Raw genomic sequence first — 26,621 nt, forward strand, 5'->3', positions numbered from 1 at the left:
AAACCTGGAAGAGCAAACCCTGACCGACCGGGAACCCCGGTCAATCAAAGGAACCCCGAGCACCCCGCAACCCCCAAGGGTTCCGTGTGCTCACAAGGGGCCAAAACAAACTTGGCTGAAAGAAAAACAAACACGCGCTGTTGAGTTCTCAAGAAACAACCGCTCATCCCATACAAACCAACCCGGCCATCAGCCCGGTCCGGCTTTTCTGCAGAGGCGGTGCGTTCCGCTTTGTTATGTCTCCGACTTTATCAGGGGCTGCGATCCCCGCCAAATCGGCGGTTCCGCGTTCGCCCTTGCGATAAAACCCGCCCGCACACGATTTCCAACACGGATTCTGCGTCCGGGCACACGCCAGTATGCCAGGAGAAATCCGTGCGTCGAACCGTGCGAGGAGCGCGGCCGCATCCACCGGGTCAGACCCGCGAGCGACCAGAGAGAAGATCGCCGCCCCAGGACCCGACCGCTGCCGGGCCGCTTGAAGCGACTCGGTGAACTATACCCGCCGCCACCGCTTGCGCCAACTCGGACATCGGGCCCAATACATGGCGCCTTTTCACCTGCGAAACTCCCCTCACGTCGGGGGGTTCCGTCACGTCAGGATCCGCGCCGTCCCTGTCCCCGGTGCGGCGTACAGCCAGTCGACCTCCAAGTCGACGAGCGCCACGCTGGCCGTCGGGAACGAGATCAACGGCTCGTCTTCGAGGAACGCTGCAGCGAGCTGGGCCATAGTCGGGTTGTGGCCTACCACCATCAGGGTCGAGATATCCGCGTCGACCATGTTGATCAAGTCGAAGATGGTGTCGATCCCCGCCATGTAGGCGGCGCTCTCGTAGTCCGCAGTCGGGCGGCGGGGCATCCGCTCCATGGCCAGATCGAGCGTCTGACGGGTGCGCACCGCGGTGGAACAGATGACGTGGTCGGGGATGCAATCCGCCTCCGTCAGCAGCGTCCCTACCTTCTGTGCCTGCTTGCGCCCCTTGTCCGTGAGCTCCCGCTCGTGATCGGTGCCAACGTAGCCGTGCTCCGCCTTGGCGTGCCGGAGAATGATCAGTCGCTTGCCTGCCGTCATGGCGACGCCAGCGTTGCGATGATCGCCAGAGCGACCATGAAGCCGACCATCACCGCCAGGACGATGGCGAGTCCCTTTGGTCCCGACACCAGCCGCCACTCCCTCGTTGTCTCTGTCACTCCGACGTTAGGATTCTCCAGCCTATGGGGCCAGAGCTGTCACTCAGCCGCGTCGCCTGCGTCTCGTCGGTCCCACCCTCTCAGTGGGGCGACGATCGATCGAGATCATCAACGTGTCTCTGGAAGCCCTCTCCCCATGCTCCCTATGCTCCCTCTGTCCAGACACACAACTGTGGCCCGGCGGACACATAAAGGTGGCCGTCCGAAGCCTCTCCGGCTCAGACGGCCACCCTCCAGTTCCGTTATTCCGTTGTCTGGCTTGAATGACCCGGGTCGCGCCTCCTGGTCACCCGGGGCATCCGCCTACGCCATCCTCCGGCAGCTTGATCGTGAAGGGGACACGTCGGAACATCGATTCCTGTTCCATGATCCGTGTTCCTTGCGGCTACGCGGCTACTCCGTGGCTCCACCGTCGGAGGCACGCGCCTCCGCCCTGTCGTCGTTGTTGCCGTCCGTGTTGCCGTCCGTCTCACCAGCCGCTGCGGACTTCTTGCCGTTGAGGGACGGCGCCGCGGTGTCACCACCCGCTTCGGCAGATTCCACCTCCGGGGTGTCCCCTCCCGTCGCGACCGCAGTCGGCATGGGGCCGCCATCGGAACGGCGCTTGGACCAGACGATCGCGCCGACAATGATCGCGACCGCCACGACCGCGACACCGACACGCAGGCCGACGTCGGCCGCGTAGATCACCACACTCGGGGCGATGATCAGCGCGACGAGGTTCATCACCTTCAGCAGCGGGTTGATCGCCGGGCCGGCGGTGTCCTTGAACGGGTCGCCCACTGTGTCACCGATGACCGTGGCCTCATGGGCCTCGGAGCCCTTGCCGCCGTAGTGCCCGTCTTCCACGAGCTTCTTGGCGTTGTCCCAGGCACCGCCGGAGTTGGCCAGGAACACGGCCATCAGCGCACCGGCCGCGATGGCCCCGCCGAGGAACGCGCCCAAGGGGGCGTAGCCCAGGGCGAAGCCGACAGCGATCGGTGTGAGCACCGCCAGCAGTCCCGGCGTGACCAGCTCGCGCAGGGAGTCGCGGGTGCAGATATCGACGACCCGCGCGTACTCGGGCTTCTCGGTGCCGTCCATAATCCCCGGACGGGTGCGGAACTGGTCGCGGACCTCCAGCACCACGCGTCCCGCCGCCCGGCCAACCGCCATCACGGCGAGGCCGGAGAAGAGGAACACGACCGCGGCACCGATGATCACACCAACGAGGACGTTGGGTTGGTCGATGGAGAGGCTGAACGTGGCGGCCTGCGCGCCCAGCGCAATCTCGACCGAGGTGCGGAACGCACCGAACAGCGCGGTCGCCGCGAGCACCGCCGTGGCGATCGCGATGCCCTTGGTGATCGCCTTGGTCGTGTTACCGACGGCGTCGAGGCTGGTGAGGATTTCGGCGCCCTTGCCCTCGACGTCGCCCGACATCTCAGCGATGCCCTGAGCGTTGTCGGAGACCGGCCCGAAGGTGTCCATGGCCACGATGACGCCAACGGTGGTGAGCAGCCCGGTACCGGCCAGGGCGACCGCGAACAAGCTGACCGTGATGGACGTTCCACCGAGAAGGAAGGCCGCGTAGACCGCCGCGGCGATGAGGAGAGCGGAGTAGACGGCGGACTCCAGACCGACCGAGATTCCGGAGAGGATCACCGTGGCGGCGCCGGTCTGCGAGCTCTCCCCGATCTCGCGGACCGGTCGCCGGTTGGTCTCGGTGAAGTAGCCGGTGAGCAGCTGGATCGCGGCCGCCAGGACGAGGCCGACGAGCACGGCACCGATCGCGATGATCTGCGGGTTGCCGTCGTGGGCGGCGATCTCCGCGCTGACACCGCTGAGCTCGCCGAAGGTGCTCGGCAGGTACACCACGGCGGTACCGGCGACGAGGACGGCGGAGATGATCGCCGAGATGAAGAAGCCCCGGTTGATCGCGGCCATCGCGGTCTTGTCCTTGGGACGGGGGGCAACGACGAAGATCCCGATCATGGCGGTGATGACACCGATCATCGGGACCAGCAGTGGGAAGACCAGGCCTTCCACGCCGAACGCGACCCTGCCGAGGATCAGAGAGGCGACGAGCACCACGGCGTAGGACTCGAACAGGTCGGCCGCCATACCCGCGCAGTCGCCGACGTTGTCGCCGACGTTGTCCGCGATGGTGGCGGCGTTGCGCGGGTCGTCCTCCGGGATGCCCTGCTCGACCTTTCCGACGAGGTCAGCGCCGACATCGGCGGCCTTGGTGAAGATGCCGCCGCCGACACGCATGAACATCGCGAGTAGCGCGGCACCGAAGCCGAAGCCCTCCAGCACCAGGGGCGCGTCGCCCTGGTAGGTCAGGACGACGATCGAGGCACCGAGGAGCCCGAGGCCGACAGTGATCATTCCGGCGACTCCGCCCGTACGGAACGCGATCCGCATCGCTGTGCGTCCGCTGTTCTCACCGCCCTCGCGCGCGGCGGCCGCGACCCGGACATTTCCCCGCACCGCAAGCCACATTCCGATGAATCCGGTCAGCGCGGAGAGGATCGCGCCGAGCGCGAAGAACAGCGATCGCCCATATCGGACGGCTTCGCTGTCCGCTGGCAGAAGAAGGAGAAGCAGGGGAATGGCGACGACGAATATGATCAGGGTACGGAACTGGCGTTTCAGATACGCCCCCGCCCCTTCCTGTACCGCAAGCGCGATGTTCTGCATCCGCTCGGTTCCCTGGCCCGCGGCGAGAACTTCACGCACCAGCATCCCGGCGACGGCGAGCGCGAGGAGCGCCACCGCCAGCACCACGATGACCAGCGTGAAATTCATGCCTTCCAGAGCCAGGCCGTTGCCACCTACGGCAGCGAGGCTAAGCCCAGACAAACCGTCCTCCTATGAGACGGGCACGTTCCGGACCCGCGCCTGTGCGCACCGCCGTCCGGAGTGGGCCCGAACAGAAGGGTCGTCGGCACGCGCAGCAGGGTCTTGCGGGGTGCCACCACTGATGTATGTATTAAATTCATCGATTCCGCCGCATTCAACGGGCACGATGTTCGGGGATTCTACGCACCGCCACCGAGAAAAGAGAGGGTGGGGCGCAATCTTCCGCACACCGCTCTGGATATGTGATCACACGGTGATCTTCAAAACAGGAAATTTACCTTTATATGCGGATAGAATTCGCATTCACCATCAGGATTGAATTAACGAGACATTTGGGGTGAACGGTCGCATATATCCGCAAAGGCGAAATGCGTAACATCAGTAACAGACAACAGCCGCGGCAGGTGAACACCCGCGGGCGATGAGGTGATGCCCCCAATACGGCCCCTACCCAACCCGACTTCGGCGTCGTCCGCTAGCGATTCGGGAAGGATGTGGCCCAGCGCACTCCGGGGCGAAGACGGCCGCGCGTACCGCGTACCCGGTAAATCCACAGGTCAGATGGACGCTCTCCCCGCTCCTCGGCGCAGGCTAGGCCCCGTTGGACGGATCGGCGCGGCGCAGGCGCAGCGCTGCGGTGTCGACCGGGATCACGGCTCCGTCGCCCTCGTCGTCGCTGTCCCCGTCCCTCAGAGCGCTGTGCGTCCCCTCCGCTGCACCCGTCCACGCGGCCAACCCGTCAGCCACAGCGCGCCCCTGAGCGGCGGCCCCCAGCGCGTCCACGCCGTGCGGAGCGGACGGCCCATAGACGGCCACACGTTCGGCGCCACGGCGCAGCAGACGCTCGGCGCCGACGCGGTTGCCCCGCTGCGCGTGCGTCAGCCCGACGGCGATCTGCGCGAGCCCCCGCCACAATTCGCGCTCGGGCTCCGGGGCCGCTTTCCAGACCGCCTCCAGGACCTCGTGGGCGTGGAAGGCGTAGCCGTCGTCGAGCAGCCGCTGGGCCTCGGTGAGCCCGTCCTCCGGTGTGTAGACCGCGTCATCGGGCACGCGCGGTACGCCGGGGGATCCGTGAGGCAGCGGGCGCCCGAAGCGGTCGCGCGGGCGCTGGTTCTGCGCCCGGCCCTGGGGATTGCGGTCCCGGGCGGCCGACGCCGGGCCCTTTTCGCCGCTGCTGCCGGTATTACCGGTACTGCCGAAACTTCCTGCTCTGCTCGTGCTGCTCGTGCCGCTCATGCTGCTCCTCTCCTCCCCCGTGTCCCTCGCGCTGACCGCATGACTCGAATTGTTGCGATCCGCGTGCCGGTGTCCTCGAATCGGCGGCCGATCAGCGGCTCACGTGTCGGGTTCGGTGTCGTTCAACCAGCCTACGAGAGTGGTGTTGACGCGCCGCGGCTGCTCCTGGTGCGGAAAGTGTCCGGCCCCCTCGATCACCCGCCAGCGGTAGGGGGCGTTGACGTAGCGCCCCGACCCCCGTGCCGTGGCCGGGAGCAGGTAGGGGTCCAGCGCACCGTGGACGTGCAGGGTGGGGACTCGGATGAGGCGCCGCATACGCCGCATGTAGCGCCGACCGTCCGGGCGCACCTGGGAACGGAACATCCAGCGGTGGAACTCCAGGGAGCTGTGCGCTACCCCCGGAATCTGGAAGGCGTCGCGGACGCGGCGCTCGGTCGTGTGGTCCGGCCAGCCGGGGCGCGACCATTCGTGGAGCATCTCGGCCACGCGCGCGGCGTCGTGCGCGACGAGACGGCGCTCGGGGAGCATCGGCACCTGGAAGCCGAGCAGGTGCCGCCCCGCCCAGGCCTGCCCGGAGGACGCCAGAGCCCGGCGCAACCGCAGCGGATGGGGCATGGACAGGACGGCCAGGCGCCGCACCGACGTGGGGAAGTAAGACGCCATCGTCCAGCCGAGCAAACCACCGGAGGCGTGCCCGACAACGACGGCTTCACCCTCGCCGAGCGCGCGGATGAGCCCGGCCGCGTCCGATGCCAGGGTGACAAGGTCGTAGCCGCGCGGCGGCTTGTCGCTGGCTCCGTACCCGCGGAGGTCCACGGCGACCGCTCGGTACCCCGCGTCGGCGAGGGCCACCAGCTGCTCGTGCCAGGACCACCAGAACTGCGGGAAACCGTGCAGCAGCAGGACCAGGGGGCCTGTTCCGGCTTCAACCGCGTGGAAACGGGTGCCCGCGGCGCTGACCGTCCTGTGCGTCCAGGGTCCGTCGATCAGGACGGCGGACTCCTCACTCATGGCTCATGGACTCACGGCTCATGGCTGACCCGGGCCTCGCACGCGGCGCGCGGATCAGAGGTCGGCCGGGTGCTCGCGCCGCAGCACCGCCATGGTCGTGGCCATGGTCGAGCTGGTCCGGGGCATCCCCTGGAGCCGCTGCAGTTTGCGCTGGCCGATGAAGATCAGTATCCCGGCAATCACCAGGTAGAAGGCCGTGACGATGAGGAAGGCCAGCCACGGCGCGAGGCCGAGGGCATACAGGCCGAGTCCCACGGTGATCGACGCCAGGATGAGCACCATGTGGCCCATGACCGCGGCGACGACGAACAACGCGGAACTCTTGGCGACCTGCCGCGCGTCGCGGGCGATCTCCAGTTTCGCGAGTTCCAGCTCCAGGCGCACAAGGCGGGAGAGGTTCCCGCTGGCCTCAGAGACGAGCTCTCCCAGTGAGGAGCGCTCATCGGTGTTGGGCGCCTCAGGCCCCTGGCCACCCGATCGGGTCTCGGGCATCGAGGTGGCTCCCTTCGTTCCGGCAAACGTCACACGCATCCTTGCACATATCGCGCCACGTACACCGCACGAGGCGCGCTGATAGGACGGGCGTACCCGACCTGTGAGACGCCGCGCCCCGGCGTAGCGCCGGGGCGCGGGAGGGCGCGTGGGCGCGGACGCGGGGTACGGGGGGACGCCCACACGGGGATGCCTCTCCGGGTACGTGTGGTCCGCGCTGTCGGCCGCACCGTCTGGCCCGCTGGACCGCTGCTCTTTTCAGCTCGCTTCCGCTCTTTTCCGCGCCCCCGCGTTCCAGCGTTCCCGCGCCCGCCTGGTGCTCGCGGCCGCTACTCGTCGCCCTTGGCTTCGGGCAGCTTCGCCGCGATCACGTCCATCACCGAGGAGTCGGTGAGGGTGGTGACGTCGCCGAGCTGCCGGTTTTCCGCAACGTCGCGCAGGAGACGGCGCATGATCTTGCCGGAGCGGGTCTTGGGCAGCTCTGGCACGACCATGATCTGGCGGGGCTTGGCGATCGGGCCGAGTGAGGCGCTGACGTGGTCGCGCAGCTCCTTGACGAGGCCATCGCCGCCGTCCCCCGCCTCGCCGCGCAGAATCACGAACGCGACGATGCCCTGTCCGGTGACCGGGTCGCTGGCGCCCACGACCGCCGCCTCGGCGATCTTGGGGTGAGAGACCAGGGCGGACTCCACTTCGGTCGTGGAGATGTTGTGGCCGGAGACGAGCATGACGTCGTCGACGCGGCCGAGCAGCCAGATATCGCCGTCCTCGTCGCGCTTGGCGCCGTCGCCCGGGAAGTACAGGCCCTCGAACCGCGACCAGTAGGTGTCCTTGTAGCGCTGCGGGTCGCCCCAGATGCCGCGCAGCATGGACGGCCAGGGCTCGCGGACGACGATGAACCCGCCGCCCCCGTTGGGAACCGGCTTGGCCTCCTCGTCCACCACGTCGGCGACGATGCCGGGGATCGGGCGCATGGCGGCACCCGGCTTGCCCTCGGTGACGCCGGGGAGCGGGGAGACCATGATGGCGCCGGTTTCGGTCTGCCACCAGGTGTCGACGATCGGGGTGCGGTCACCGCCGATGTTCTTCCGGTACCACATGTAGGCCTCGGGGTTGATGGGCTCGCCCACCGAACCCAGCACCCGCAGGGAGGACATGTCGAACCCGGCGGGGATGTCCTCGCCCCACTTCATGAAGGTGCGGATCGCCGTCGGCGCCATGTAGGCGATGGAGACCCGGTACTTCTCCACGATCTCCCAGAAGCGGCCCTTGTGCGGGGTGTCGGGGGTGCCCTCGTACATCACCGAGGTGGCGCCGTTGCACAGCGGGCCGTAGACGATGTACGAGTGGCCGGTCACCCAACCGATGTCGGCGGCGGTCCAGAAGATGTCGGTTTCGGGTTTGAGGTCGAACACCGCCCAGTGGGTGAAGGCGACCTGCGTGAGGTAGCCGCCGGTGGTGTGCAGGATGCCCTTCGGCTTCGCCGTGGTGCCGCTGGTGTACATGATGTACAGGGGGTGCTCGGCGTCGTGCGCCTCGGCCGCGTGCTCGGTGCTCTGGCGGTCGACGACGTCGTGCCACCACACGTCGCGCCCGTCGGTCCAGTCGACGTCCTGCCCCGTGCGGCGCACCACGAGGACGTGCTCGACCTTGGAGCGGCTGGCGACGGCCTCGTCGACGGCCGGTTTGAGGGAGCTGGGCTTGCCGCGCCGGTAGCCGCCATCGGCGGTGATGACCACCTTGGCATCACTGTCGTCGATCCGGGTGCCGAGGGCGTCGGCGGAGAAGCCGCCGAAGACCACCATGTGCACGGCGCCGATGCGGGCGCAGGCGAGCATGGCGATAACCGTCTCGGGGATCATCGGCATGTAGATCGCGACGCGGTCGCCCTTGGCCACGCCGAGTTCGAGCAGGGCGTTGGACGCCTGGCACACCTGGTCTTTGAGCTGGGCATAGGTGATGGTGCGGGTATCGCCGGGCTCGCCCTCCCAGTAGTAGGCGACCCGGTCACCGCGCCCTGCGTCTACATGCCGGTCAAGGCAGTTGACGGCGGCGTTGAGGGTGCCGCCGGTGAACCATTTCGCGAAGGGCGGGTTCCACTCCAGCACCGTGTCCCAGGGCCGGTCCCACGTCAGCCGGCGCGCCTGGTCCTCCCAGAAGCCGAGGCGGTCGGCCTCGGCGGCCGCGTAGGTGTCGGCTGTGGCGTTGGCGTGGGCGGCGAGGTCCGCAGGCGGGGGAAACCTCCGCGACTCCTGAAGAAGGTTGGACAGTGTTTCGTGCCCCTGCCCCTGGGGAGTCTCTGCCACTGTTGGGTCTCCTCACTGGTGTGTCGTAGGACTCAATAAACCATGTGGTCGAGAACACTTCATCAAGCGGGTGGTGTTACCCACAAGGGGAGGTGAGGACCACCCGGGGATTACTCGCGCGTAGGGTTTGGGTTTGTGAGTGCATCGTCAGTGGATCCCCTGCAGCGGATCGCGGAACTTCCCGGCGTCGGCGAGGCTGTTGGGCAGGCACGGGACGTCGTCGACCGCCTTCTCGGCCATCGCGTGCTGCGCCGCCGCAGCTCCGACGTCTCCATGGAGTCGGCATTGAGGGGAGCACGCGCGTCCGCCCTCCTGGAGGGGGCCGACGCCGCGGTGGAGACCCTGGAGCACGTCCGTTCCGGGGCGAGCGAGGACCCTCGCGTCAAGGGCGCGCTCCGTGTCTCCGGTGAGCTGGGCACGCTGGTGGAGACGTGGCCGAAGGCCCCGCACCAGGTGCTCGCGCGGCTGCACACGCTGGCGGCCGCCGACGGTGTTCCGGCGGAGCGGTTGGGGCGGCCGCGCACGGAGGAGGAGCCCGCGGATGATCCGCTGGGTATCGGTACCGCCCCCAGTGCCGCCGAGGTGTCGGCGCGGCTGGGCGCCCTGAACACGCTGCTCGCCACACGGTCGTCGGTTCCGGCTCTGGCGGTGGGCGCGATCGTACATGGAGAGCTGGCCGCGCTGCGCCCCTTCGGGTGGGGCGACGGGATCATCGCGCGCGCCGCCGAGCGCCTCACGCTGATCGAGCGCGGGCTTGACCCGAAGTCGCTGGTGCCCTCGGAGCTGGGCTATGAGGAGCTGCGCGAGGAGTACGCTCCCGCCCTGCGGGGCTACCTGACGGCGACGCCGGAGGGCGTGGGGGCGTGGGTCGTGTACTGCTGCCGTGCGGTGGAGGCGGGCGCGCGGGACTCGCTGGCGACCTGTGAGGCGCTGAAACGCGGCTGATATCCGCGATCCACGCCTACGGGTCCGGGTGGCGCGGATAGGGGAGACGCGGATTGTGGTGAACAGGAGCCACACACGAACGGGCGCCACGGGTCTCGGTTGGATTACTTTTCCGGCGCCGAGAACGGCGACTCCCCGCATTTGGAACGGTGCGCGGAACATGCGAGCGGCGCCCCGCCGGCCTCGTCTGGCCGAATCAAGGCGCCGCCGCTGACACGTCTCGCCGAGTTATCATGCGTGCAAGTTATATCGTCCGGCCAGGCGAAACGTCTGGCCTGGACCTGCCTCCCGCGGCTTAGTGACGCGTGGGTACCCGGGAGCCGTGCGCTGGTGGCCCGTGTCCACCTTCACTTCCTTTGTACGCCTGATCAGGGGCTTTGAAAAGACCCCCCACGGCGGCAATTGCCCATTCGCCCCAAGCCCCCCGCGAGAAGCATCGTGGTAACGTTACGTGGTAGGTCTGTCACTTGGATTGAGAGCGTGTCCGATCATCCGTCTCGGCGTGGATCCCCTGTCACGCAGTCGATTCCGGGCGGTCGGAGCACACCCCTAGTTTCCCCGCGTTATGTCCTGCACACCTAGCGCATCTCCCCAACTCGTGTGACGATGTGGTCACCGGCTCGGGGCCCGAGCGAGTTCCCGGCCGAAGCTCTGTAAGCCTCCCTGGAATACGGAGCCGGCTCTACCCCCCCGGAGCCGGACCGTACGACGGCCCCCGCCATCCCCCCGGCGGGGGCCGTCGCCACTTCCGCTGCCATTCCTGTCGGCCTTTCCGCGCCCTTCTCTATCTCCTCGCCCACCTCTTCGCGCGCCCGCCTCTTCTTGCGCGCACGCGCCCGGGCCGGAACGTGAATCGACGGAATCCACGCCGCCATTGAGGCACACCCATCCACAGCTTGTGGATCGAACTTTCCCAGACACCCCCGGAACGGTGATCGTGGTTCTCCCGACCGCACACGCAGGGAGGACCCGCAATGGACACCCCGACCGCCACGCGCCCCCTCGTCATCACCGATAACCCCGAACTCCTCGACGACCTGCTGCGGCTGGCCTCGGCGGCCGCCGTCGACGTCACCGTCGCGCACACCACCGCCAACGCCGGGCGCGACTGGTCCCGCGCGCCCCTCATCGTCGTCGGCGCAGATCTGCTGTCCGCGCTCGCCGACCTCGAACCCGAGCCGCACCCCAACGTCGTCGCCGCGGGTCGCGACGGCCGGAGATGCGCCGCGCCCGCGCACGCCGTTGGCACCGCCGCGCGCCGCGTCGGCGCCCGCGCCGTGTTCTCGCTCCCCGATGACGAAGCGGCGCTGGCCGAGCTGTTCGCGGAATCAATGCGGCCCCGGGCGGGCAGGGCGCCGGTCGTCTCGGTCCTCGGCGGCCGCGGCGGTGCGGGAGCGAGCCTGCTCGCCATCGCGCTGGCGCTCGGTGGTGCGCGAGCCGGGCTGAACACGGCGCTGTTCGACGCCGACCCCCTCGGCGTCGGCCTCGACGTTCTCCTCGGCGAAGAGCACGCCACGGGCAGCCGGTGGGGCGATCTGCTCGCACGCGAAGGACGCATGGACTGGTCGGCGGTGCGCGGCGCGCTTCCGGTCGTGCGGGGGCTCTCGCTGCTGACCTGGCAACGCGGACCAGCGCTGCCGGTGCCCACCCCCGCGATGCGGGCCGTACTCACCTCCGCCGCGTACGGCGCGGACCTCGTCGTGGCCGATCTCCCCCGCGCCCTGGACGCCGGTGCGGAGGAGGCCCTGCGCCGCACCACCACCGTGCTCCTGGTGGTCCCCGCGGCGGTGCACGCGGTGATGGCCGCCCAGCGGCTCGCGCCGCGGCTCCGCGATCAGGTGGCCGATGTACGCGTCGTGACCCGCAGGGCCGACGCCGATCTGCCCGCCTCCGATATCGCCCGCACCCTGGGGCTCCCGCTCGCCGGCGACATCGGGGAGGAGCGCGGTCTCCCCGCCGTCCTCGACCGTGGTGACGCCCCTGCCGCCCACCGCGGTTCCCCGCTGGCCAGGTTCGCCGACGGCTTCCTGACCCGCCTCCGGGCGGAGCGCCGCGCCGCAGGGAGGGCCGCCCAGTGAACGCCACCGCGCCGCGCTCCGCACCGGCACCCGCACCTGATCCCGCGCTCCTGGCCGCCGTCCGCGCCCGACTGGCACGCGAGGGGGCCGGGGCCACGCCCGCACGGGTGGCCGCCGCTCTGCGCGCCGAGGGCGACGTACTCGGCGACGCCGAAGTGCTGTCGTTCGTCCGGCTCCTCCGCGCCGACCTGTCCGGGGCGGGTCCGCTTGAGGAGCTACTCGCCGACCCTGAGGTCACGGACATCCTGGTCAACGGCCCCGACGAGGTGTGGATCGACGACGGCCACGGGCTGCGCCGCGTCACCGACGTGCGCTTCCCCGACCACGACGCCGTGCGCCGCCTGGCCCAGCGCCTGGCCGCCCAGGCGGGGCGCCGCCTGGACTCCGCGGCGCCCTGGTGCGACGCCCGGCTGCCGTCGGGGGCGCGGTTCCACGCGGTCCTTCCTCCGATCGCGCCGGAGGGGGTCTGCCTCTCCTTGCGGCTGCCCCGGCACCGCGTGTTCTCCCTCGCCGAACTTGTGGCCAGCGGCACGGTCCCCCCGACCGGGGCGCGGCTGCTCCGGTCCCTGATCTCCGCGAGGGCCGCGTTTCTCATCTGCGGTGGCACCGGCACGGGCAAAACCACGCTGCTGTCCACCCTGCTCTCCCTGGTCGACCCCGCCGAGCGCATGGTGCTGGTGGAGGACTCGGCGGAACTCGGCCCCGAGCATCCGCACGTCGTCCGGCTGCAGGCACGCCCGCCCAACATCGAGGGGACCGGCGAGGTGAGCATGCACCAGCTGGTCCGCCAGGCACTCCGGATGCGCCCCGACCGGCTCGTCGTGGGCGAGGTACGCGGCGCCGAGGTCGTCACCCTCCTGGCCGCTCTCAACACGGGGCATGAGGGAGGCGGGTGCACGCTCCACGCCAACACGGCGGCCGACCTCCCCGCGCGTATCGAGGCGCTGGGCTGCGCGGCCGGGCTCGGACGGGAGGCGGTGCACAGCCAGCTCGCCGCGACCCGCGTGCTCATCGTTCACGTGGTCCGCGATCCGGGTGGTCGGCGCCGCGTGGCCGAGGTGCGCGTCCTGCGTCGCGCCAGCTCCGGCCTGGTGACGACGGTTCCCGCCGTCACGTTCCCGGCCGGGGGCGCGGTCACCGAGCACGCCGGCATCGCCGAGCTCGGCGACCGCATCGGGCAGGGGTGGCGCACGCCCGCCCCTACGTCCGCCGACCCCCTCTCCGCCTGCGGGGGTAACCGGTGATCGACGCCCCGGGAAGCCCGAGCCGTGTACTGTTCGCCCTCCGTACCTCCGGCGATGTGCCGTATCCGCTGGAGGCGCCGGAGTCGCTGCCGGGGTGGGCCGCGGCACTGCTCCTCCTCGGCGCCGTCGGATACGTGTTCGTCCAAGCCCTCCCGAGTTCCGCGGCGGCCCGCCTCCGCGCGCTCCGCCGCGCCACCGCGCGTCCACCGGAGCGGATTCCCGGACAACCGGCGCTCCGGGACGATGGCCTTGGCGAGCGAACACGTCGGTGGCCCTGCGCGGAGATGAGGAACAGCGGACGCAGCCTCCTCCACCGCCTCACCGGCCGTGAACTGGCCCGCAGGCGCAGGGCCGTCGTCGAGCTCACCCGGAGCTTCGCGGCTGAGCTGCGCGCGGGTCGCACTCCGGCCGCCGCCGTGGAGTCCGCGATCGCCGAGGCGGAACCGCCCGTCGCGGCCGAACTCACCCCTGTCACGGCGGCGGCCCGCTCGGGCGCTGATCTCGCGCCCGCGCTCGAAGCCGCCGCCGTCCTCCCGGGAACGGCCGGACTCCGCTATCTCGCCGCCTGCTGGCGGGTGACCGCTGGGACCGGCGCCGGACTCGCCGACGTCGTCGACCGTCTCTCCGAGAGCCTGATGCGCGAGGAGGAACTGCGTGAAGAACTGGCCGCCCACCTCGCCGGCCCCCGGACGACCGCTCTGCTCCTGAGCGTCCTTCCCGTCGCCGGGCTGGCGATGGCCGCGCTCCTCGGCGGCGGACCGCTGGCGTTCCTGTTCGGCACGCCGCTCGGCCTCGCCTGTCTGACGGCAGGGGCCGCCCTCGACGCCCTCGGGCTCTACTGGACCAACCGGATGGTGCGCCGGGCATCGGCCTCGTTCGGACCGGGGGCCGGACGATGACGGGGCTGGAGCTCGGCTTCCTCGCTCTGGGCGTGGTCGTTCCGGGTGTGACGGCGGTCCACCTGCTGATCCGTCCCTCCCCGCGATCGACCGCGCGGCGTCGGCTGGCCGCGCTTTCCCGGGAGGCGCCAGCTCCGCCCCTGCCGGGCCGCCTCGGCCGTCTGGTCACGCGAGCGGCCGCCCCCGCACTGCTCGGGCTGGCCGCCCTCGCCGTGGCCGGCCCAGTTGCGGGCGTCGGCGCCGGGGTCATGGGCGGGTGCCTGGTCTGGTGGCGGAGGCGCCGATGCGACGCTTGCGCTCGAAGGGCCGAGCGGGCGCGCATCGTTGCTGAGCTGCCGCTGGCCATCGACCTTGTCGTCGCTGGCTTACGCGCCGGCTGCACGATGGAGGACGTCCTGGCGGCCGTCACCGCGGCGGTCGGCGGCCCGCTCGGCCGCCTCCTGGGGGAGTCGGCCGAGCGGCTCCGTCTGGGCGCGGATCCCGCGTCGGTCTGGCGCGAGCTGGGCGCTGCACCGGAGCTGGCGCCCATGGGCCGAGCCATGGCCCGAGCCGCCGACACCGGCGCCCCCGTCGCCGACATCCTGGAGCGGCATGCGGCCGAGGCTCGGCGCAGCGCGCAGCGCGACGCCTTTGCCCGCTCCCAGAGGCTCGGTGTTCTGGTGGTCGCGCCCCTCGGACTGTGCTTCCTGCCCGCCTTCGTCCTGATCGGCGTTGTTCCCCTCGCCGCTGGGCTCATATCCGAGCTGGTACCGCGGTGACCTTGCCTCACTCGCCTCAGGTGTCGCTTCTGCGCCGCCCCCGATAGGAGGGCGTGAAGCGCGGCCAGCCGATGCTGAGCCGCAGCGCCACGGTGACGCCGAGCAGCAGCGCCAGACACCAGGTGGCCGCCGTCCCGACCGCTCCGGTGGCGGCGCTCAACGCGGAGTCGGCCGGGGCGTGACCGAAGCCCACGACGCCTCTCTCCTTCGTCGCCGTGGACGTCCCGCGCTCCCCCGGCTCCGCCGCGGCAGCCGGGACGCCCGTCGCTTCCGCGGCCGAGGGCGACCGTGAGGGCGAGGGTTGCGCATCAGGCTGCTTCTCGCCGCCGGACGGTGGTGACGCCGAGGAACCGCGTGAAGGGCGCGTTGTCTCCGCCTCGTGGCCAGGACTGCCGGCTCCTCCACCGCTTCCCCCCACGACAGGGATGCGCGGGCCGTCGATGGCCTGCCCGGGTGGTGGTACCGCTCCGGGAGCGCCCCCGAGACCCGGCACGGAGTCGGACGCCGACTCCGGGAGGCCGGGCCGAGGCTCCGGCCTGGGGCGCGGAACAGACGGCGGCCCAGGCGCCGGGTCGGGACGCGGGCGCGGTACCGGACCGGGTTGGCGGGTGGGCTCCACCGGTGCCGGGACACGTCCGGTCGGCCGCCCGTCACGCGAATGCGGGGCGGTGCCGGGAGGCCAACCGGGTAAGACGCCGCCCCAGTCAGGCCACGGCGGGTAGCCGTAAGCGTCGGGGTGGTAGCGGTTTGCGCCCATGAGCGACGTTCCGGAATCGAGATCGGGGGTGGTGAACCCCGTGCACCACACGGTGGCGGCGACTGCCGCCACCGCCGGCCCCGCCCCGAGCGCTCGACGGACGCCCTGGGGCACCTCGGGACGCGGGCCTGCGCCCGCCACGCCTCTCACCAGGGCGGCGGCACGGAGGGCGACGCCGCGGGGGATGCCGGAAAGATGGAGGTTCATGGCACCTGCCTTCGGATCGAGCGGGAGGGGTGGTCAGGGGACACCGGCTCATCCGGCCGTCACCGGCCCCGCCCGCGCCTCGGCGGGCACCGACCCCGGCCACAGGCGAGCGGGGACATCGACCTCAACGCGCAGCGTGAGTCCCGCTAACCTGCAGTCGACGAGCCGGGCGCCGTTGGCCCGCGCCACCTCACGCGCGACGGAGCAACTGCGCCGCCGCCCCTGCGCCGCCTGTTCGGCGCCTGCGAGCGCGGCAAGGTCGGCAGCGGTAGCCGAGCGGTGCCGATCAGCACGCGCGCTCGCCACGAGCACCGCGGCGAACGCGCTGAACCAGACGACGGCACACAGGGTGAGCACCCACACCGTGCCGGAGCCGAGGTCGGATCGACGGCGAGGGACGGACGTGACACCCATGGGCGGGCTCCTCTCAGCCGCGGGGGCCGTGCTGCCGGGGCGAGCTGCCGGGTTCGCGCGGGGTCGCGGCCTCGCCGACGACGCGGATCGGCACGGTGACCTCCGATCCGAGCCGGACCGGAGCGCTCACCGCGACCCGCGCGAACCCGCCGTCCTGGGAGAGTTCGGCATCGGCGCCGTCGGGCGCCACACTCGCGATCACCGCCGCCACGGCGTCCTCCGACTCGCCCCGGGCCAGGGCCCGTGCCCCGATACGCGCCGCGTCGACGCACGCCAGCTGCACGGTGACCGCCTGAACAGCGGCGAGGCCGACCCCCAGGACCAGGACGAGCGAGGGGAGAGCCACGGCCGTCTCGGCGGTCACCGTGCCGCGGTCAACCGCCCGCCTGCAGGGCATCGGTGACCATCTGGGTCAGCACGTCGCGCACCTCGGAACTGGTCAGGATGGCGAACAGCACCGCCGCGAAGGCGCAGGCGGCGACCGTCCCCAAGGCGTACTCCGCGGTCGACATGCCGTGGTCGTTTCCCTCCCACTGGGAGCGCCTGGCGGGCGACGACGCGGTGAACGCCAGGCCGACGGCGCGGCTGTGGGCGCGGCACCGCAGAAGCAGTGCCGCGACGTGCCGGGGGCGGGTGCTGGAGGACGACCAGGGGCTCGACAGGACAGACACTGCAGCCTCCTACAAATAGGACCGGCCACACGCGACGCAGGAAAGCCGCGCGGGCTGCACCCAGGCTGCGCCAGCACGATCCGCACGCGAAAGAAAAGATTCCCCGCCTGTGGATAACCTCCCCGCGACGCCCCCCGCTCAGGGACGCCCCGGACCATCGGCGAGGAGTTCGTCCAAAAGCCGCAGGGCTCCCGACTTGCCCAGCGGGTCGTTGCCGCTACCGCACCGCGATCCATACGGCCAGCGGCGTGCCCACCACCTGCGCGAGCATGAAGCCGGATACCAGCCAGGCCTATCCGCCTCCCGAGCCGCCTCCCACGTCCGCAAGAACGTCGGGCAGCACGGTTCCCATGACGGTGGCGTCCATCGCCGCGAGGAGCAGGGCGAGGACCGCCACAGCCACGCCGATCTACTGCGTCGCTGTGCTCCCGGCGGCTGTGCGCTGTATGCCGGTCATGGGTGCCCTCACTGCGGAGCCCCGCTCGTGACCTTGGTGTGCACCGCCGGTACGGCGGCGGAGTGCGCCGGGGTGTCGGCGGCATGGACCTCCCCAACGCCGGAGAAGGCGGTGATGAGGTCGCGAAGCTCGCTCAGGCGCGTCACCGAGCCCAGCTCCGCCCGGACACCATCGGCGATGTCGGCGAACTGTTCAGCCACGCTCGTTCTCGTGGGCATTCTCGTACTCCTTGAATCCGTCCTGGATGCCGATGGTGATGTCGTCGATGCGCACCCACTCGTGGGCGATGAAGTCGCTGTCCCTGAGGCGCTCGATGAAGTAGTAGTAGGCGTTGAGGTCATCGGTCTCGACAAACAGGAAGTCCGAGAAGCCGGCGTTGAAGGCCTCGGCGTCGAAGTGGCGGACCGAGAGGCGGTCCGCGAACGGCGCCACGATCTCCTTCTGGAAGACCTGCCCCTGTGCGTTGCGTTCGTCCCTGGTGAGCCGCAGCCACGCGGGAGCGAATTCATAGCGGATGACGATGCCGTACTTCACAGGTCAGCTCCTGGCGTAGCTCTGGGAGTTAAGGATGGTGCGGTCGGGGTCGGTGATGGCTCGGCGGCCGTGCATGACGCGGGAGTTGTCGACGAGGACGATGTCGCCGTCTTCCCACTGCACACCTCCTCGGTCACCTCTTCGGTGGTGGAGGGGCGCGCACAGCGCGATGCAGCTGTCGGGCGCCGGAGCGATCCGGGCGTTGTAGTCACGTGCGTAGCGATCACGTGCAAGGTCGGCGCACGCCCCCACAGGGCGCTGCCCCGACGCGCGCTGGTGATGCGCATATCCCCTCCGTTGCGGCCAATGCCCCAGACCGGGGCCGACACGCAACTGTATGACTAGTAGTCATTTTTTGGCGATCCGTCATATTAAAGATCGCGCAAAAGGGCAGCAGCGGCCTGTGTTGGGGGCGAGTCGGGCAATGCCGGACCGCTACTCGCGGGCGTCCTCGACCACACGGACGACGGCCCGCTGAACCGACGCCAGGTCCTCGCGGCCCAGCCTGGGCCAGCCGAGCCCGTGAACGAGCGAGGCCAGTACCGGCAGCCTGGTTTCCTGCTCGGTCTCCTGATTCCACAGGAAGCGAGGGGAGAGCAGGTGCATCGAGGCGTAGCCGAGGATGTAGGAGCGCAGGGCATCCACGGCGACGGCGGCCGACAGCTCGTGGTTGTCGAACAGGCCCTCCTTCGTCGTGCACTCCACAACCGACCCGACGATCTGCGCCATCTGGGCCTCAACCAAGTCACGGCGCCTGAGCCGCTCTTCGGAGGCGAGCGCACACACCGCGTCAGTGCGCGCGGTGATGCTGCACTCGAAGAGGATCGGATCGGTCTCGGCGTGGCACATGTACGCCAGCGCCATGCCGTAAAGCCTCCGCACCGCGTCCCAGGGCAGCTCGACAACAGCCTGGAAGTAGCGCACCTGGCGCCGGGCACTCTCCGCGGAGAGCTCGATGAGCAGGTCCTCACGGCAGGTGAAGTGGTTGTAGATGGTGCCCTTGGAGTAGCTCGCCTCCGCGGCGAGCTTCCCCAGTGTCAGGTTGTGGAATCCGTCCTTACTGATCATTTCTAGGGCGAGGCGGACCAACATCCGCTCGCGCTCCGCGACCTCTTTGGCCTTTCGCTGTGCGGTACGCATGCCATCAGTATGAATGACCGTCGGTCGGTGAGCGACCCTTGGTCAACTGGTGAGTCCAATCATTACCCGTCGAGAGCAGAAGCACGGCACCAGCAACTTGAGGGTCGGCCTTCTGCGAGGTGATTCAGAGCCTGAAGACAGACACGGCAGCCTCCTACAAATAGGACCGGCCACACGCGACGCAGGAAAGCCGCGCGGGCTGCACCCAGGCTGCGCCAGCACGATCCGCACGCGGAAGAGAAAATTTCTTGCCTGTGGATAACCTCCCCGCGACACCCCGCAGCTCAGGGACGCCCCGGACCGTCGGCGAGGAGTTCGTCCAAAAGCCGCAGGGCTCCGGACTTGCTCAGCGGATCGTTGCCGCTACCGCACTTGGGCGACTGGATGCACGAGGGGCAGCCATCCGCGCACTCGCAGTCGACGATCGCCTCACGGGTGGCCGTCAGCCAGGCGCGGGCGGCGCTGAAGCCGCGTTCAGCGAACCCGGCACCACCCTCGTGACCGTCGTAGACGAACACGGTCAGCCGACCAGTGTCCGCGTGCAGGGCGGTGGAGACGCCGCCAATGTCCCAGCGGTCGCAGGTCGCGAAGAGAGGGAGCAGCCCGATCGCAGCGTGTTCGGCTGCGTGGGCGGCTCCGCGGAGGTCGACGTCGGCCTTTCGCAGCCGATCGGCGGCGCCGGTGGACAGCGTCCACCACACCGCCCGCGAGTTGAGGGTGCGTTCCGGAAGGTCGAGCGGCTGCTCGCCGAGGACCGAGCCGGTGCGCGCGTCGCGCTTGAGGTAGCCGACGACCTGGCGGGTGACCTCGACCTCGCCGAAGTGGACGGTGGCCGACGGGCCCCAGTCCTCCTCCCGCTGTGTGCGCAGGATCTGGATCTCGGTGACATCGCGTGCCCAGGTGCTGTACTCGGGCATCTCACCGTGCACCAGCGCCACGCCCTCCTCCAGGTCGAGCTCGTCCACCACGTAGCTCAGGCCCTGGTGCAGGTAGACCGCGCCATCGTGCACGGTGCCGTGCGCCGCGGCCTGGTCGACCGTGCCGAGGAGCTGCCCGCTCTCCGAGTCGACGATCTGCACCGGCGGGCCGCCCGTCCCCCGCAGGTCGGCCAGGTCGCTGGCGCGCTCGCGGCGCGTCCAGAACCAGCCGCGGGGGCGGCGTCTGAGCAGTCGCCGGTCCACCAGATCGGCCAGCACCGCCTCCGCACCGGGGCCGAAGATCGGCAGGTCGTCCGCGGTCAGCGGGATCTCCGACGCTGCCGCGCACAAGTGCGGCCCCAGCACGTAGGGATTATCGGGGTCGATGACCGCGGCCTCCACTGGCCGACCGAAAATCGCCTCGGGGTGGTGGACCAGGTAGGTGTCGAGCGGGTCGTCACGGGCGACGAACACCGCCAGAGCGTCCTCGCCCCGCCGTCCGGCGCGCCCCGCCTGCTGCCACAGCGACGCCAGGGTGCCCGGCCAGCCGGTCACCAGCACGGCGTCCAGGCCGGTGATGTCGACCCCCAGCTCCAGGGCGCTCGTCGTCGCCAGCCCCAGCAGTTCCCCACTGCGCAGGGCGTCCTCCAGTTCCCGGCGATCGGTCGCCAGGTACCCCGCCCGGTAGGCGGCCACCCGCTGGGACAGGCCGCGCGTCGCGGACTGGCTCAGGATGCGCTGCGCCGCCATGGCGACGGTCTCGGCCGCTTGGCGGGAGCGGACGAACGCGAGCGTGCGCACGCCTTCCTCGACGAGCCCGGCGAGGATGTCGGCGGCCTCGGCGGTGGCGGTGCGGCGCACCGGGGCGCCGTTCTCGCCCCGCTGCTCGGTCAGCTCCGGTTCGACGAGGGCGACGCTGAGCGCGGCGCGCGGTGAGGCGTCCTCGGTGACCGCGCGCACCGGCAGGCCGATGAGGCGGCTCGCGCTCTCCTCCGGGGTGCCGGTGGTGGCCGAGGCCAGGATGAACGTCGGCTCGCTGCGGTAGCGGGCGCTGACCCGCCGCAGCCGCCGTATGATCTGCGCCACGTGGGAACCGAAGACGCCGCGGTAGCGGTGGGCCTCGTCGATCACGACATAGCGCAGTCGGCGCAGGAACCCCGACCACGCGGCGTGCCGCCCGAGGATGGCGTGGTGCAGCATGTCGGGGTTGGTCAGCACGTAGTTGGCGTGTGCCCGGATCCAGGCGCGCTCCTCGCCCGGGGTGTCTCCGTCGTAGGTCGCCGGGCGCAGCCCGGGAATGTCGAGTTCGCTCAGATAACGGCGCTGATCTGCGGCGAGGGCTTTGGCGGGGGACAGGTAGAGTACGGTACCGCCCTGCTCTACGGCGTCCGCGCACGGGAGCAGGAACCCCAGCGACTTTCCCGACGCTGTGCCCGTGGCTATGATCACATTGCTACCGGAGCGAGCGAGGTTCGCAGCGGCGATCTGGTGCGTCCACGGCGCCGAGACCCCCGTCTCGGCAAGGCGTTCCAGAACGGAGGAGGGTGCCCATTCTGGCCAGTCTTCACTTACTCCGTCGCTACGTGCCAGCCGCTCCACATGTGTCACCTGCGAGTTCCGGGTATGGACTCGCCACAGCCGGTGGAGGGTCGACTCCCACTGATTCACCCCGAGCCCTTCCTCGGTGAGCTCCGCATCCTCACATGGATGGCGACTGACGGTTGGACGGTTTCAGTGTGGCATCTGGGGGAAGAGACGCGCGGTGTCGTGGTTTTCTTGTGCATAACAGGAAGACGCGATGCACGCGCGTGGTTGAATGCCGCCGTGTGGGGTAACGCCCGGCAGAGATCACTCGCGGATTTTCGCGGTTCGGCGCTGGAGGACTAGTGGACTTGAAGCTTGATCACTACACCAAGGACGACACCGAGGTCGTCGTCGTCGAGGGTGAGATCGACGTCTATACCGCGCCCAGGCTGCGTGAGCTCCTGATCGATCTGGTCAACAAGGGCAACTTCCACCTCGTGGTGAACATGGAGAAGGTGGAGTTCCTCGACTCGACGGGTCTCGGCGTGCTTGTGGGCGGCTTGAAGCGCGTGCGCGCCCACGACGGCACGCTCGACCTCGTCTGCACCCAGGAGCGAATCCTGAAGATCTTCCGTATCACCGGGCTGACCAAGGTCTTCGGCATCTACGAGTCGGTGCAGGAAGCTATCGACAAACGTAAGTCCAAGTAGTCACGTAACGAGCAAACGATGGCACTCGTCCAGCTCACGATCAGCGCGCTGCCCGCCCATGTGCGCACGGCCCGGCTCATGGCCACGGCCGTGGCGCGACGTGCGGGCATCTCCGAAACCGCCCTCGACGAGATTCGGTTGGCGGTCGGTGAAGCGTGCTCCCGTGCGGTGGAGGCACACCGTGCGCACTGCCCCGACCAGCCGATCCAGCTCGAACTGATCGACAGCGCGGCGCCCCGGCCCGACGGTCCCCACGGCAGTGCACCGGCCGCGGTCCCACAGAACGGGCGTGCCGCCCAGCGTTTCGAGGTGGTGGTCTCCGACCGAGCCCCGGTCAAGGAACCGAGCTCGACGGTGAACCATCACGGGCCCGGTGGCGCGGGGATCTTTCTGGGCGACCAGACTCCGCCGGGCGGTGTCTCGGGGCTCTCCCCCGACGTTGGCCTCGCGGTCATCGTCGGTCTCGCCGACGAGGTCAGCATCGAGCCCAACGACGACGGCACCGTCGTCCGGATGAGCTGGCCTCTGGGTCGTACCGAGCCCGAGAGCACGCAACTCGTCGACTGACGGACGCACAGCGGGCGTCCACTCCCTCGCGGGGTGGACGCCCGCTGTGCTTCGTCGCTGGCCGTATCGCGCCCGCGCGACACCCCGCCCAGCCGGTCCCTCGGCGCTGCCCGGCCACTCCGGGGCGCTCAGCGCCCGCTGTGGGCTTCCGCGCGCCCGTCCCTGCTCCGGAGCACCGCCTGGACGCGGAAGCGCTCCAGGACGACCTGAGTGGCGTCGTCCACGGTGAAGCCGGGGTCCCGCAGCTCCGCGCGCATCCGCGCGCTGTGCCAGAACTCTTCGTGCTCCGCGCGCCACTCGGCCACCGAGCCGTGGCCCTCCCCCTCGGCCGCGACGTGCGCCTCGTCCACATCCCGGAGCGGCACCACGCGCATGTCGGTCGTCTCGATGACGGCCACCGTACGGCCCGCGGAGTCGACCAGCAGCGCCTGGTCACCCGTCTGCGGTGGCTGCTCCCCCGCCCCTTCGTAGGCGGCGAGGAGCGCGGTCGTGGCGGTCTTGCGACCGTCCAGGACCGCGGCGACGAGCCTGTCGCGCATCGGGCCGGGAAAACCGAACTCGGCCTTGGGCAGCGAGGCGAGCGCGAAGCGCATGGTGCTGGCGAACGACATGCGGCAACCCTAAGCCGCCCTGCCGGAGCCCCGCGGCGCCCCCGCGAGGTGGGTCACACCGGAATCCTTGCGGAGTCCGGCGTCGGGGGGCGCGGGAGACCTCGCTCACACACCACGCGCGGTCTCCCCCGCTCCCCCTCGCGGTGCCCGCACGCCTCCTCCGCGGTGCTCCGGGGTCGTCGCGGGTCGAATAGGTCCGCCGAAGGTTCCGCACGCCCGCGGACGCTCTCAGTCGCACTGCTGCGGCGACACCGGCTGCGTCGCGGTGGCCCCGGTCCGCGCGTTCTCCGCGACCTCGTCGGCGGTGAGCACGTAGCCGGTCTCGCCCTCGTTGGTCGCGGCGGCGAACACGACGCCGTACACCGTGCCCTCGGGCGAGAGCAGCGGTCCGCCGGAGTTGCCCGGCCGCACCACCGCGCGCACCTGGTAGATCTCCCTGCTGACCTGCTGGGAGTGGTAGAAGTCCGGTCCCTGCGCGGTCTGCCGTGCACGGATCCGCGCGGGAACGGCGGTGAACCCGTTGTTGCGCGGGAACCCGGCGACGACCGCGTCGTTGCCCTTCTCCGCCTCCGGCTCGAAGTCCAGCGGTTCGAGCCCTATTCCGGGCGCGTCGAGCACCGCGATGTCCTGCTGCGGGTCGTACAGCACGATCGTGGCGGGGACCTGTCGGCCGGAGCGCGTGACCACGCGCAGATCCTGGGTGACTCCCGCGACGACGTGCGCGTTGGTCATAACCCGGTCCTCGGCGTAGGCGAAGCCGCTGCCCTCGACCCGCCGCTGGCACGACGGCGCCGTACCCAGCACCTTGACGACACTCTTGCTGGCGTCGCGCAGCTCCTCGGTGTTGAGGACGGTGGGGTCGGGCGGGTCCACCTCGGCGGGCTCGCCCGAGCCCAGACCGCTGAAGACCTGCGGGAAGGCGCTCTGGTCGACGATCTTGCGGAAGGTGGAGAACCACATGTAGGCCGTGTCGGGCATGACCTGGTCCACGGCCTGGAGCACGCGCGAGCGCTGCACCTCGTTGTTGAGGACCGGAATCGCGGAGTTGGCCACGGCACTGCCCACCAGCCAGGCCACGAGCAGCACCGACACGGTGCTGACCAGAGCCCCGCCCATGGCGTCCAGAACACGCGCGGAGTCCCAGGTGACGCGGTTGCGCACGATCGTGCCGAGGTAGGAGGCGAGGAACTGGCCCATGGCCGCGGACAGGAACACCACGGCGATCGCCAGCAGTGCCTGGCGGCCCGGCTCGACCACGAACGACTGGATCAGCGACGGGGCGCCGAGGGCGGCGAGCACGCCGCCGCCGATGAACCCGGCGAAGCTCAGGATCCCGACGATGAACCCCTGCCGGTACCCCGAGACCGCGAAGAGCAGCACCAGGACGACCAGCGCCACATCCAGCACGATGCCCTCCATCACGTCACGCCGTTCCGCCGTCCGGCCGTACCAGGTCACTTATGGGCACGATCGCCCCGCTGCCGTGGTTCGGCATCGGGGACTCCCAGCCTCCCAGCACAAGCAGGCGGTACAGGAGCCCGGCGGTGAACCCCCACACCAGCATGCCGCGGACGCGGAACGCCGGGCCGATGGTCCCATCAGGATGGCGCACACGTCGCCGGTTCGCGGGATCGGCGAGCTCCGCCACGGGGACCCGGGCGACACCCGCCACCTCCCCGGCATCGGCCGGACGCACCGCCGAGGGTGTGTGCCACCACGCCAGGACCGGCGCGACCCTGAAGCCGCTGCGTTCGATGTAGAGCTCGGGCAGCAGGGCCAGCGTCTCGATCCCGTCCGGGTCCAGGGCGGTCTCCTCCACCGCCTCCCGCAGCGCGGCCTCCTCCGGGCCGTCGTCGGTGGGTTCGATTCTGCCGCCGGGGAAGGCCGGCTGCCCGGAGTGCCGCCGCAATCCGCCGCTCCGCTGGATCAGCAGAACATCGGGGCCGCTGTCGCCCTCCGCGAAAAGGATGAGGACGGCCGAGGCGCGCCCGCCGGCCGCGGGCGGGCGCATCACGGTCGGAACCGGCATGCGCCGCGCGGCGTCGGCCAGTCGCTCCAGCCACGCCGGGGCGGCGGCCGCGCGTTCCCGGCTCCGCTCCGCGGTCATGAGAACGGGCCGTTCCGGACGAGCTTGCGCGCGGTGTCCTCGTCCGTCGGCCCCTCGCCGAAGGAGGGGCACAGCCGCGCCAGCTCACACGCTCCGCACGCCGGGCGGCGGGCGTGGCAGACGCGGCGGCCGTGCCAGATGAGCCGGTGGGACAGCATGGTCCAGTCCTTGGGGTCGAAGAGCGCGCCGACCTCGTGCTCGACCTTGACGGGGTCGGTCGCGTTCGTCCAGCCGAACCGGCGGGCCAGCCGTCCGAAGTGGGTGTCCACGGTGAGTCCGGGGACGCCGAAAGCGTTGCCGAGGACGACGTTTGCCGTTTTCCTCCCAACACCGGGTAGTCTCACCAGGGCATTCAGTGTCCCGGGGACTTCGCCGCCGTGCCGTTCGCACAGCTGCTGTCCCAGGCTGATAATGCTGTTCGCCTTGGCTCGGTAGAAGCCCGTGGAGCGAATGATCCCCTCTAGTTCCTCCCGGTCAGCGGCCGCGTAGTCGGCCGCGGTCGGGTACCGCGCGAACAGCGTCGGAGTGACCGCGTTCACCCGCTTGTCGGTGCACTGCGCGGACAAGATCGTGGCGACCAGTAGTTCGAGCGGATTGGTGAAGTCGAGTTCACAGTGCGCGTCCGGGTACAGCCGGGCCAGCTCCCGGCTGATGCGGCGGGCACGACGCACCAGCGCGAGCCGCGTTTCGCCCGTGGGAGTTGCGGGAGCTTTGGCCGACTCGGCTGGCGTAGGGATAGTGGAAGGGTCACCGGACACACCCAAAGCCTACGTACCCCAGGACCGTTCGGCGGGCCGGGGAACGCAAGAAGCCGATGATCATGACGCGTCGCCCGGCCTCGGTGACGGAGATTATGTCGGCAATATCAGGAGATCGGCGGGGTCAGCACTGTCCGGGGCGCTAATGCATCTAAGATCGGAAATGCCGACGTCGGCTGTGGCGGGTTGTCACCCAGGCGACAAGCCGAGGTAACCACCTGGTTTCACACTGGGGTGCGATAT

At 70.1% G+C, this 26,621-nt stretch carries 27 protein-coding genes; 7 read left to right on the forward strand and 20 right to left on the reverse strand.

Annotated elements, in window-relative coordinates; translation table 11 throughout:
• Positions 1–592 precede the first annotated feature (592 nt).
• From ABD259_RS22940 to acs, 7 genes are all read right to left on the reverse strand, one after another.
• Positions 593–1,072: a SixA phosphatase family protein gene (locus ABD259_RS22940; RefSeq protein WP_344107463.1), complete on the reverse strand. Its 480-nt coding sequence runs from the start codon at positions 1,070–1,072 to the stop codon at positions 593–595.
• Positions 1,069–1,191, reverse strand: coding sequence for a hypothetical protein (locus ABD259_RS22945; RefSeq protein WP_344107461.1), 123 nt, complete (start codon positions 1,189–1,191; stop codon positions 1,069–1,071). Before ABD259_RS22945 ends, ABD259_RS22940 begins: the two co-directional genes overlap by 4 nt.
• Positions 1,192–1,584: 393 nt before the next feature.
• Positions 1,585–4,035 (reverse strand): sodium-translocating pyrophosphatase, encoded by a 2,451-nt coding sequence (locus ABD259_RS22950; RefSeq protein WP_344107459.1) that lies wholly within the window; start codon positions 4,033–4,035, stop codon positions 1,585–1,587.
• Between the two features lie 591 nt (positions 4,036–4,626).
• Positions 4,627–5,271, reverse strand: coding sequence for a DUF309 domain-containing protein (locus ABD259_RS22955; RefSeq protein ID WP_344107457.1), 645 nt, complete (start codon positions 5,269–5,271; stop codon positions 4,627–4,629).
• A 99-nt stretch (positions 5,272–5,370) separates the two neighbouring features.
• Positions 5,371–6,282 (reverse strand): alpha/beta fold hydrolase, encoded by a 912-nt coding sequence (locus ABD259_RS22960; RefSeq protein WP_344107455.1) that lies wholly within the window; start codon positions 6,280–6,282, stop codon positions 5,371–5,373.
• 54 nt (positions 6,283–6,336) lie between these two features.
• Positions 6,337–6,774 (reverse strand): phage holin family protein, encoded by a 438-nt coding sequence (locus ABD259_RS22965; RefSeq protein WP_344107453.1) that lies wholly within the window; start codon positions 6,772–6,774, stop codon positions 6,337–6,339.
• Positions 6,775–7,103: 329 nt separating this feature from the next.
• Entirely contained in the window at positions 7,104–9,080 is a 1,977-nt protein-coding gene (gene acs / locus ABD259_RS22970; RefSeq protein ID WP_344107451.1) for an acetate--CoA ligase, read from the reverse strand.
• A 135-nt stretch (positions 9,081–9,215) separates the two neighbouring features.
• Here acs and ABD259_RS22975 point away from each other — a divergent pair, with 135 nt between their 5' ends.
• The 5 genes from ABD259_RS22975 (at position 9,216) to ABD259_RS22995 (ending at position 15,004) form a co-directional block, all read left to right on the forward strand.
• Positions 9,216–10,025, forward strand: a complete 810-nt coding sequence (locus tag ABD259_RS22975) for a Fic family protein (RefSeq protein ID WP_344107449.1) — start codon at positions 9,216–9,218, stop codon at positions 10,023–10,025.
• Between the two features lie 974 nt (positions 10,026–10,999).
• Positions 11,000–12,103: a septum site-determining protein Ssd gene (gene ssd / locus ABD259_RS22980; protein ID WP_344107447.1), complete on the forward strand. Its 1,104-nt coding sequence runs from the start codon at positions 11,000–11,002 to the stop codon at positions 12,101–12,103.
• Positions 12,100–13,347 (forward strand): TadA family conjugal transfer-associated ATPase, encoded by a 1,248-nt coding sequence (locus ABD259_RS22985; RefSeq protein ID WP_344107445.1) that lies wholly within the window; start codon positions 12,100–12,102, stop codon positions 13,345–13,347. The genes ssd and ABD259_RS22985 overlap by 4 nt, the downstream gene beginning before the upstream one ends.
• Before the next feature lie 56 nt (positions 13,348–13,403).
• Entirely contained in the window at positions 13,404–14,246 is an 843-nt protein-coding gene (locus ABD259_RS22990) for a type II secretion system F family protein (protein ID WP_344165254.1), read from the forward strand.
• Positions 14,243–15,004: a type II secretion system F family protein gene (locus ABD259_RS22995; protein ID WP_344165255.1), complete on the forward strand. Its 762-nt coding sequence runs from the start codon at positions 14,243–14,245 to the stop codon at positions 15,002–15,004. The genes ABD259_RS22990 and ABD259_RS22995 overlap by 4 nt, the downstream gene beginning before the upstream one ends.
• Before the next feature lie 16 nt (positions 15,005–15,020).
• Here the strand turns inward: ABD259_RS22995 and ABD259_RS23000 are convergent, their stop codons facing one another.
• The 9 genes from ABD259_RS23000 to ABD259_RS23040 all read right to left on the reverse strand — a co-directional run bounded on the left by ABD259_RS23000 (position 15,021) and on the right by ABD259_RS23040 (position 21,769).
• Positions 15,021–15,197 (reverse strand): hypothetical protein, encoded by a 177-nt coding sequence (locus ABD259_RS23000; RefSeq protein WP_344107438.1) that lies wholly within the window; start codon positions 15,195–15,197, stop codon positions 15,021–15,023.
• Positions 15,198–16,016: 819 nt separating this feature from the next.
• Positions 16,017–16,382 (reverse strand): Rv3654c family TadE-like protein, encoded by a 366-nt coding sequence (locus tag ABD259_RS23005; RefSeq protein ID WP_344107436.1) that lies wholly within the window; start codon positions 16,380–16,382, stop codon positions 16,017–16,019.
• Positions 16,383–16,395: 13 nt separating this feature from the next.
• On the reverse strand, positions 16,396–16,746 hold the full coding sequence (locus ABD259_RS23010; RefSeq protein ID WP_344107433.1) for a TadE family type IV pilus minor pilin: 351 nt from the start codon (positions 16,744–16,746) through the stop codon (positions 16,396–16,398).
• Positions 16,747–16,756: 10 nt separating this feature from the next.
• Positions 16,757–17,053, reverse strand: coding sequence for a DUF4244 domain-containing protein (locus tag ABD259_RS25970; protein WP_412759457.1), 297 nt, complete (start codon positions 17,051–17,053; stop codon positions 16,757–16,759).
• Between the two features lie 465 nt (positions 17,054–17,518).
• The gene (locus tag ABD259_RS23020) at positions 17,519–17,728 is read right to left on the reverse strand and encodes a hypothetical protein (protein WP_344165256.1); all 210 of its coding nucleotides are present in this window, start codon (positions 17,726–17,728) and stop codon (positions 17,519–17,521) included.
• The gene (locus ABD259_RS23025; protein ID WP_344165257.1) at positions 17,703–18,044 is read right to left on the reverse strand and encodes a darcynin family protein; all 342 of its coding nucleotides are present in this window, start codon (positions 18,042–18,044) and stop codon (positions 17,703–17,705) included. Before ABD259_RS23025 ends, ABD259_RS23020 begins: the two co-directional genes overlap by 26 nt.
• 3 nt (positions 18,045–18,047) lie before the next feature.
• On the reverse strand, positions 18,048–18,167 hold the full coding sequence (locus tag ABD259_RS23030; protein ID WP_344107424.1) for a TauD/TfdA family dioxygenase: 120 nt from the start codon (positions 18,165–18,167) through the stop codon (positions 18,048–18,050).
• Between the two features lie 312 nt (positions 18,168–18,479).
• Positions 18,480–19,184 (reverse strand): TetR/AcrR family transcriptional regulator, encoded by a 705-nt coding sequence (locus ABD259_RS23035; RefSeq protein ID WP_344165258.1) that lies wholly within the window; start codon positions 19,182–19,184, stop codon positions 18,480–18,482.
• 284 nt (positions 19,185–19,468) lie between these two features.
• A complete protein-coding gene (locus ABD259_RS23040) occupies positions 19,469–21,769 on the reverse strand; it encodes a DEAD/DEAH box helicase (protein WP_425573562.1) in 2,301 nt (766 codons plus the stop codon).
• Positions 21,770–21,987: 218 nt separating this feature from the next.
• Between ABD259_RS23040 and ABD259_RS23045 the strand changes: the two genes are divergently transcribed.
• A complete protein-coding gene (locus ABD259_RS23045) occupies positions 21,988–22,335 on the forward strand; it encodes an STAS domain-containing protein (RefSeq protein WP_017621612.1) in 348 nt (115 codons plus the stop codon).
• A gap of 18 nt (positions 22,336–22,353) precedes the next feature.
• Positions 22,354–22,902, forward strand: coding sequence for an ATP-binding protein (locus ABD259_RS23050; protein ID WP_344107417.1), 549 nt, complete (start codon positions 22,354–22,356; stop codon positions 22,900–22,902).
• 128 nt (positions 22,903–23,030) lie between these two features.
• Here the strand turns inward: ABD259_RS23050 and ABD259_RS23055 are convergent, their stop codons facing one another.
• The 4 genes from ABD259_RS23055 to nth form a co-directional block, all read right to left on the reverse strand.
• The gene (locus ABD259_RS23055; protein WP_344107415.1) at positions 23,031–23,513 is read right to left on the reverse strand and encodes an ASCH domain-containing protein; all 483 of its coding nucleotides are present in this window, start codon (positions 23,511–23,513) and stop codon (positions 23,031–23,033) included.
• A 228-nt stretch (positions 23,514–23,741) separates the two neighbouring features.
• Complete coding sequence (locus ABD259_RS23060; protein ID WP_344107469.1) at positions 23,742–24,920, reverse strand: MarP family serine protease; 1,179 nt, start codon at positions 24,918–24,920, stop codon at positions 23,742–23,744.
• A 16-nt stretch (positions 24,921–24,936) separates the two neighbouring features.
• Positions 24,937–25,620: an NUDIX hydrolase gene (locus ABD259_RS23065; protein ID WP_344107413.1), complete on the reverse strand. Its 684-nt coding sequence runs from the start codon at positions 25,618–25,620 to the stop codon at positions 24,937–24,939.
• Positions 25,617–26,378 (reverse strand): endonuclease III, encoded by a 762-nt coding sequence (gene nth, locus ABD259_RS23070; protein WP_344107410.1) that lies wholly within the window; start codon positions 26,376–26,378, stop codon positions 25,617–25,619. The genes ABD259_RS23065 and nth overlap by 4 nt, the downstream gene beginning before the upstream one ends.
• Between the last annotated feature and the right edge of the window lie 243 nt (positions 26,379–26,621).

Source organism: Nocardiopsis rhodophaea (assembly GCF_039530945.1).
Classification (GTDB): domain Bacteria; phylum Actinomycetota; class Actinomycetes; order Streptosporangiales; family Streptosporangiaceae; genus Nocardiopsis_C; species Nocardiopsis_C rhodophaea.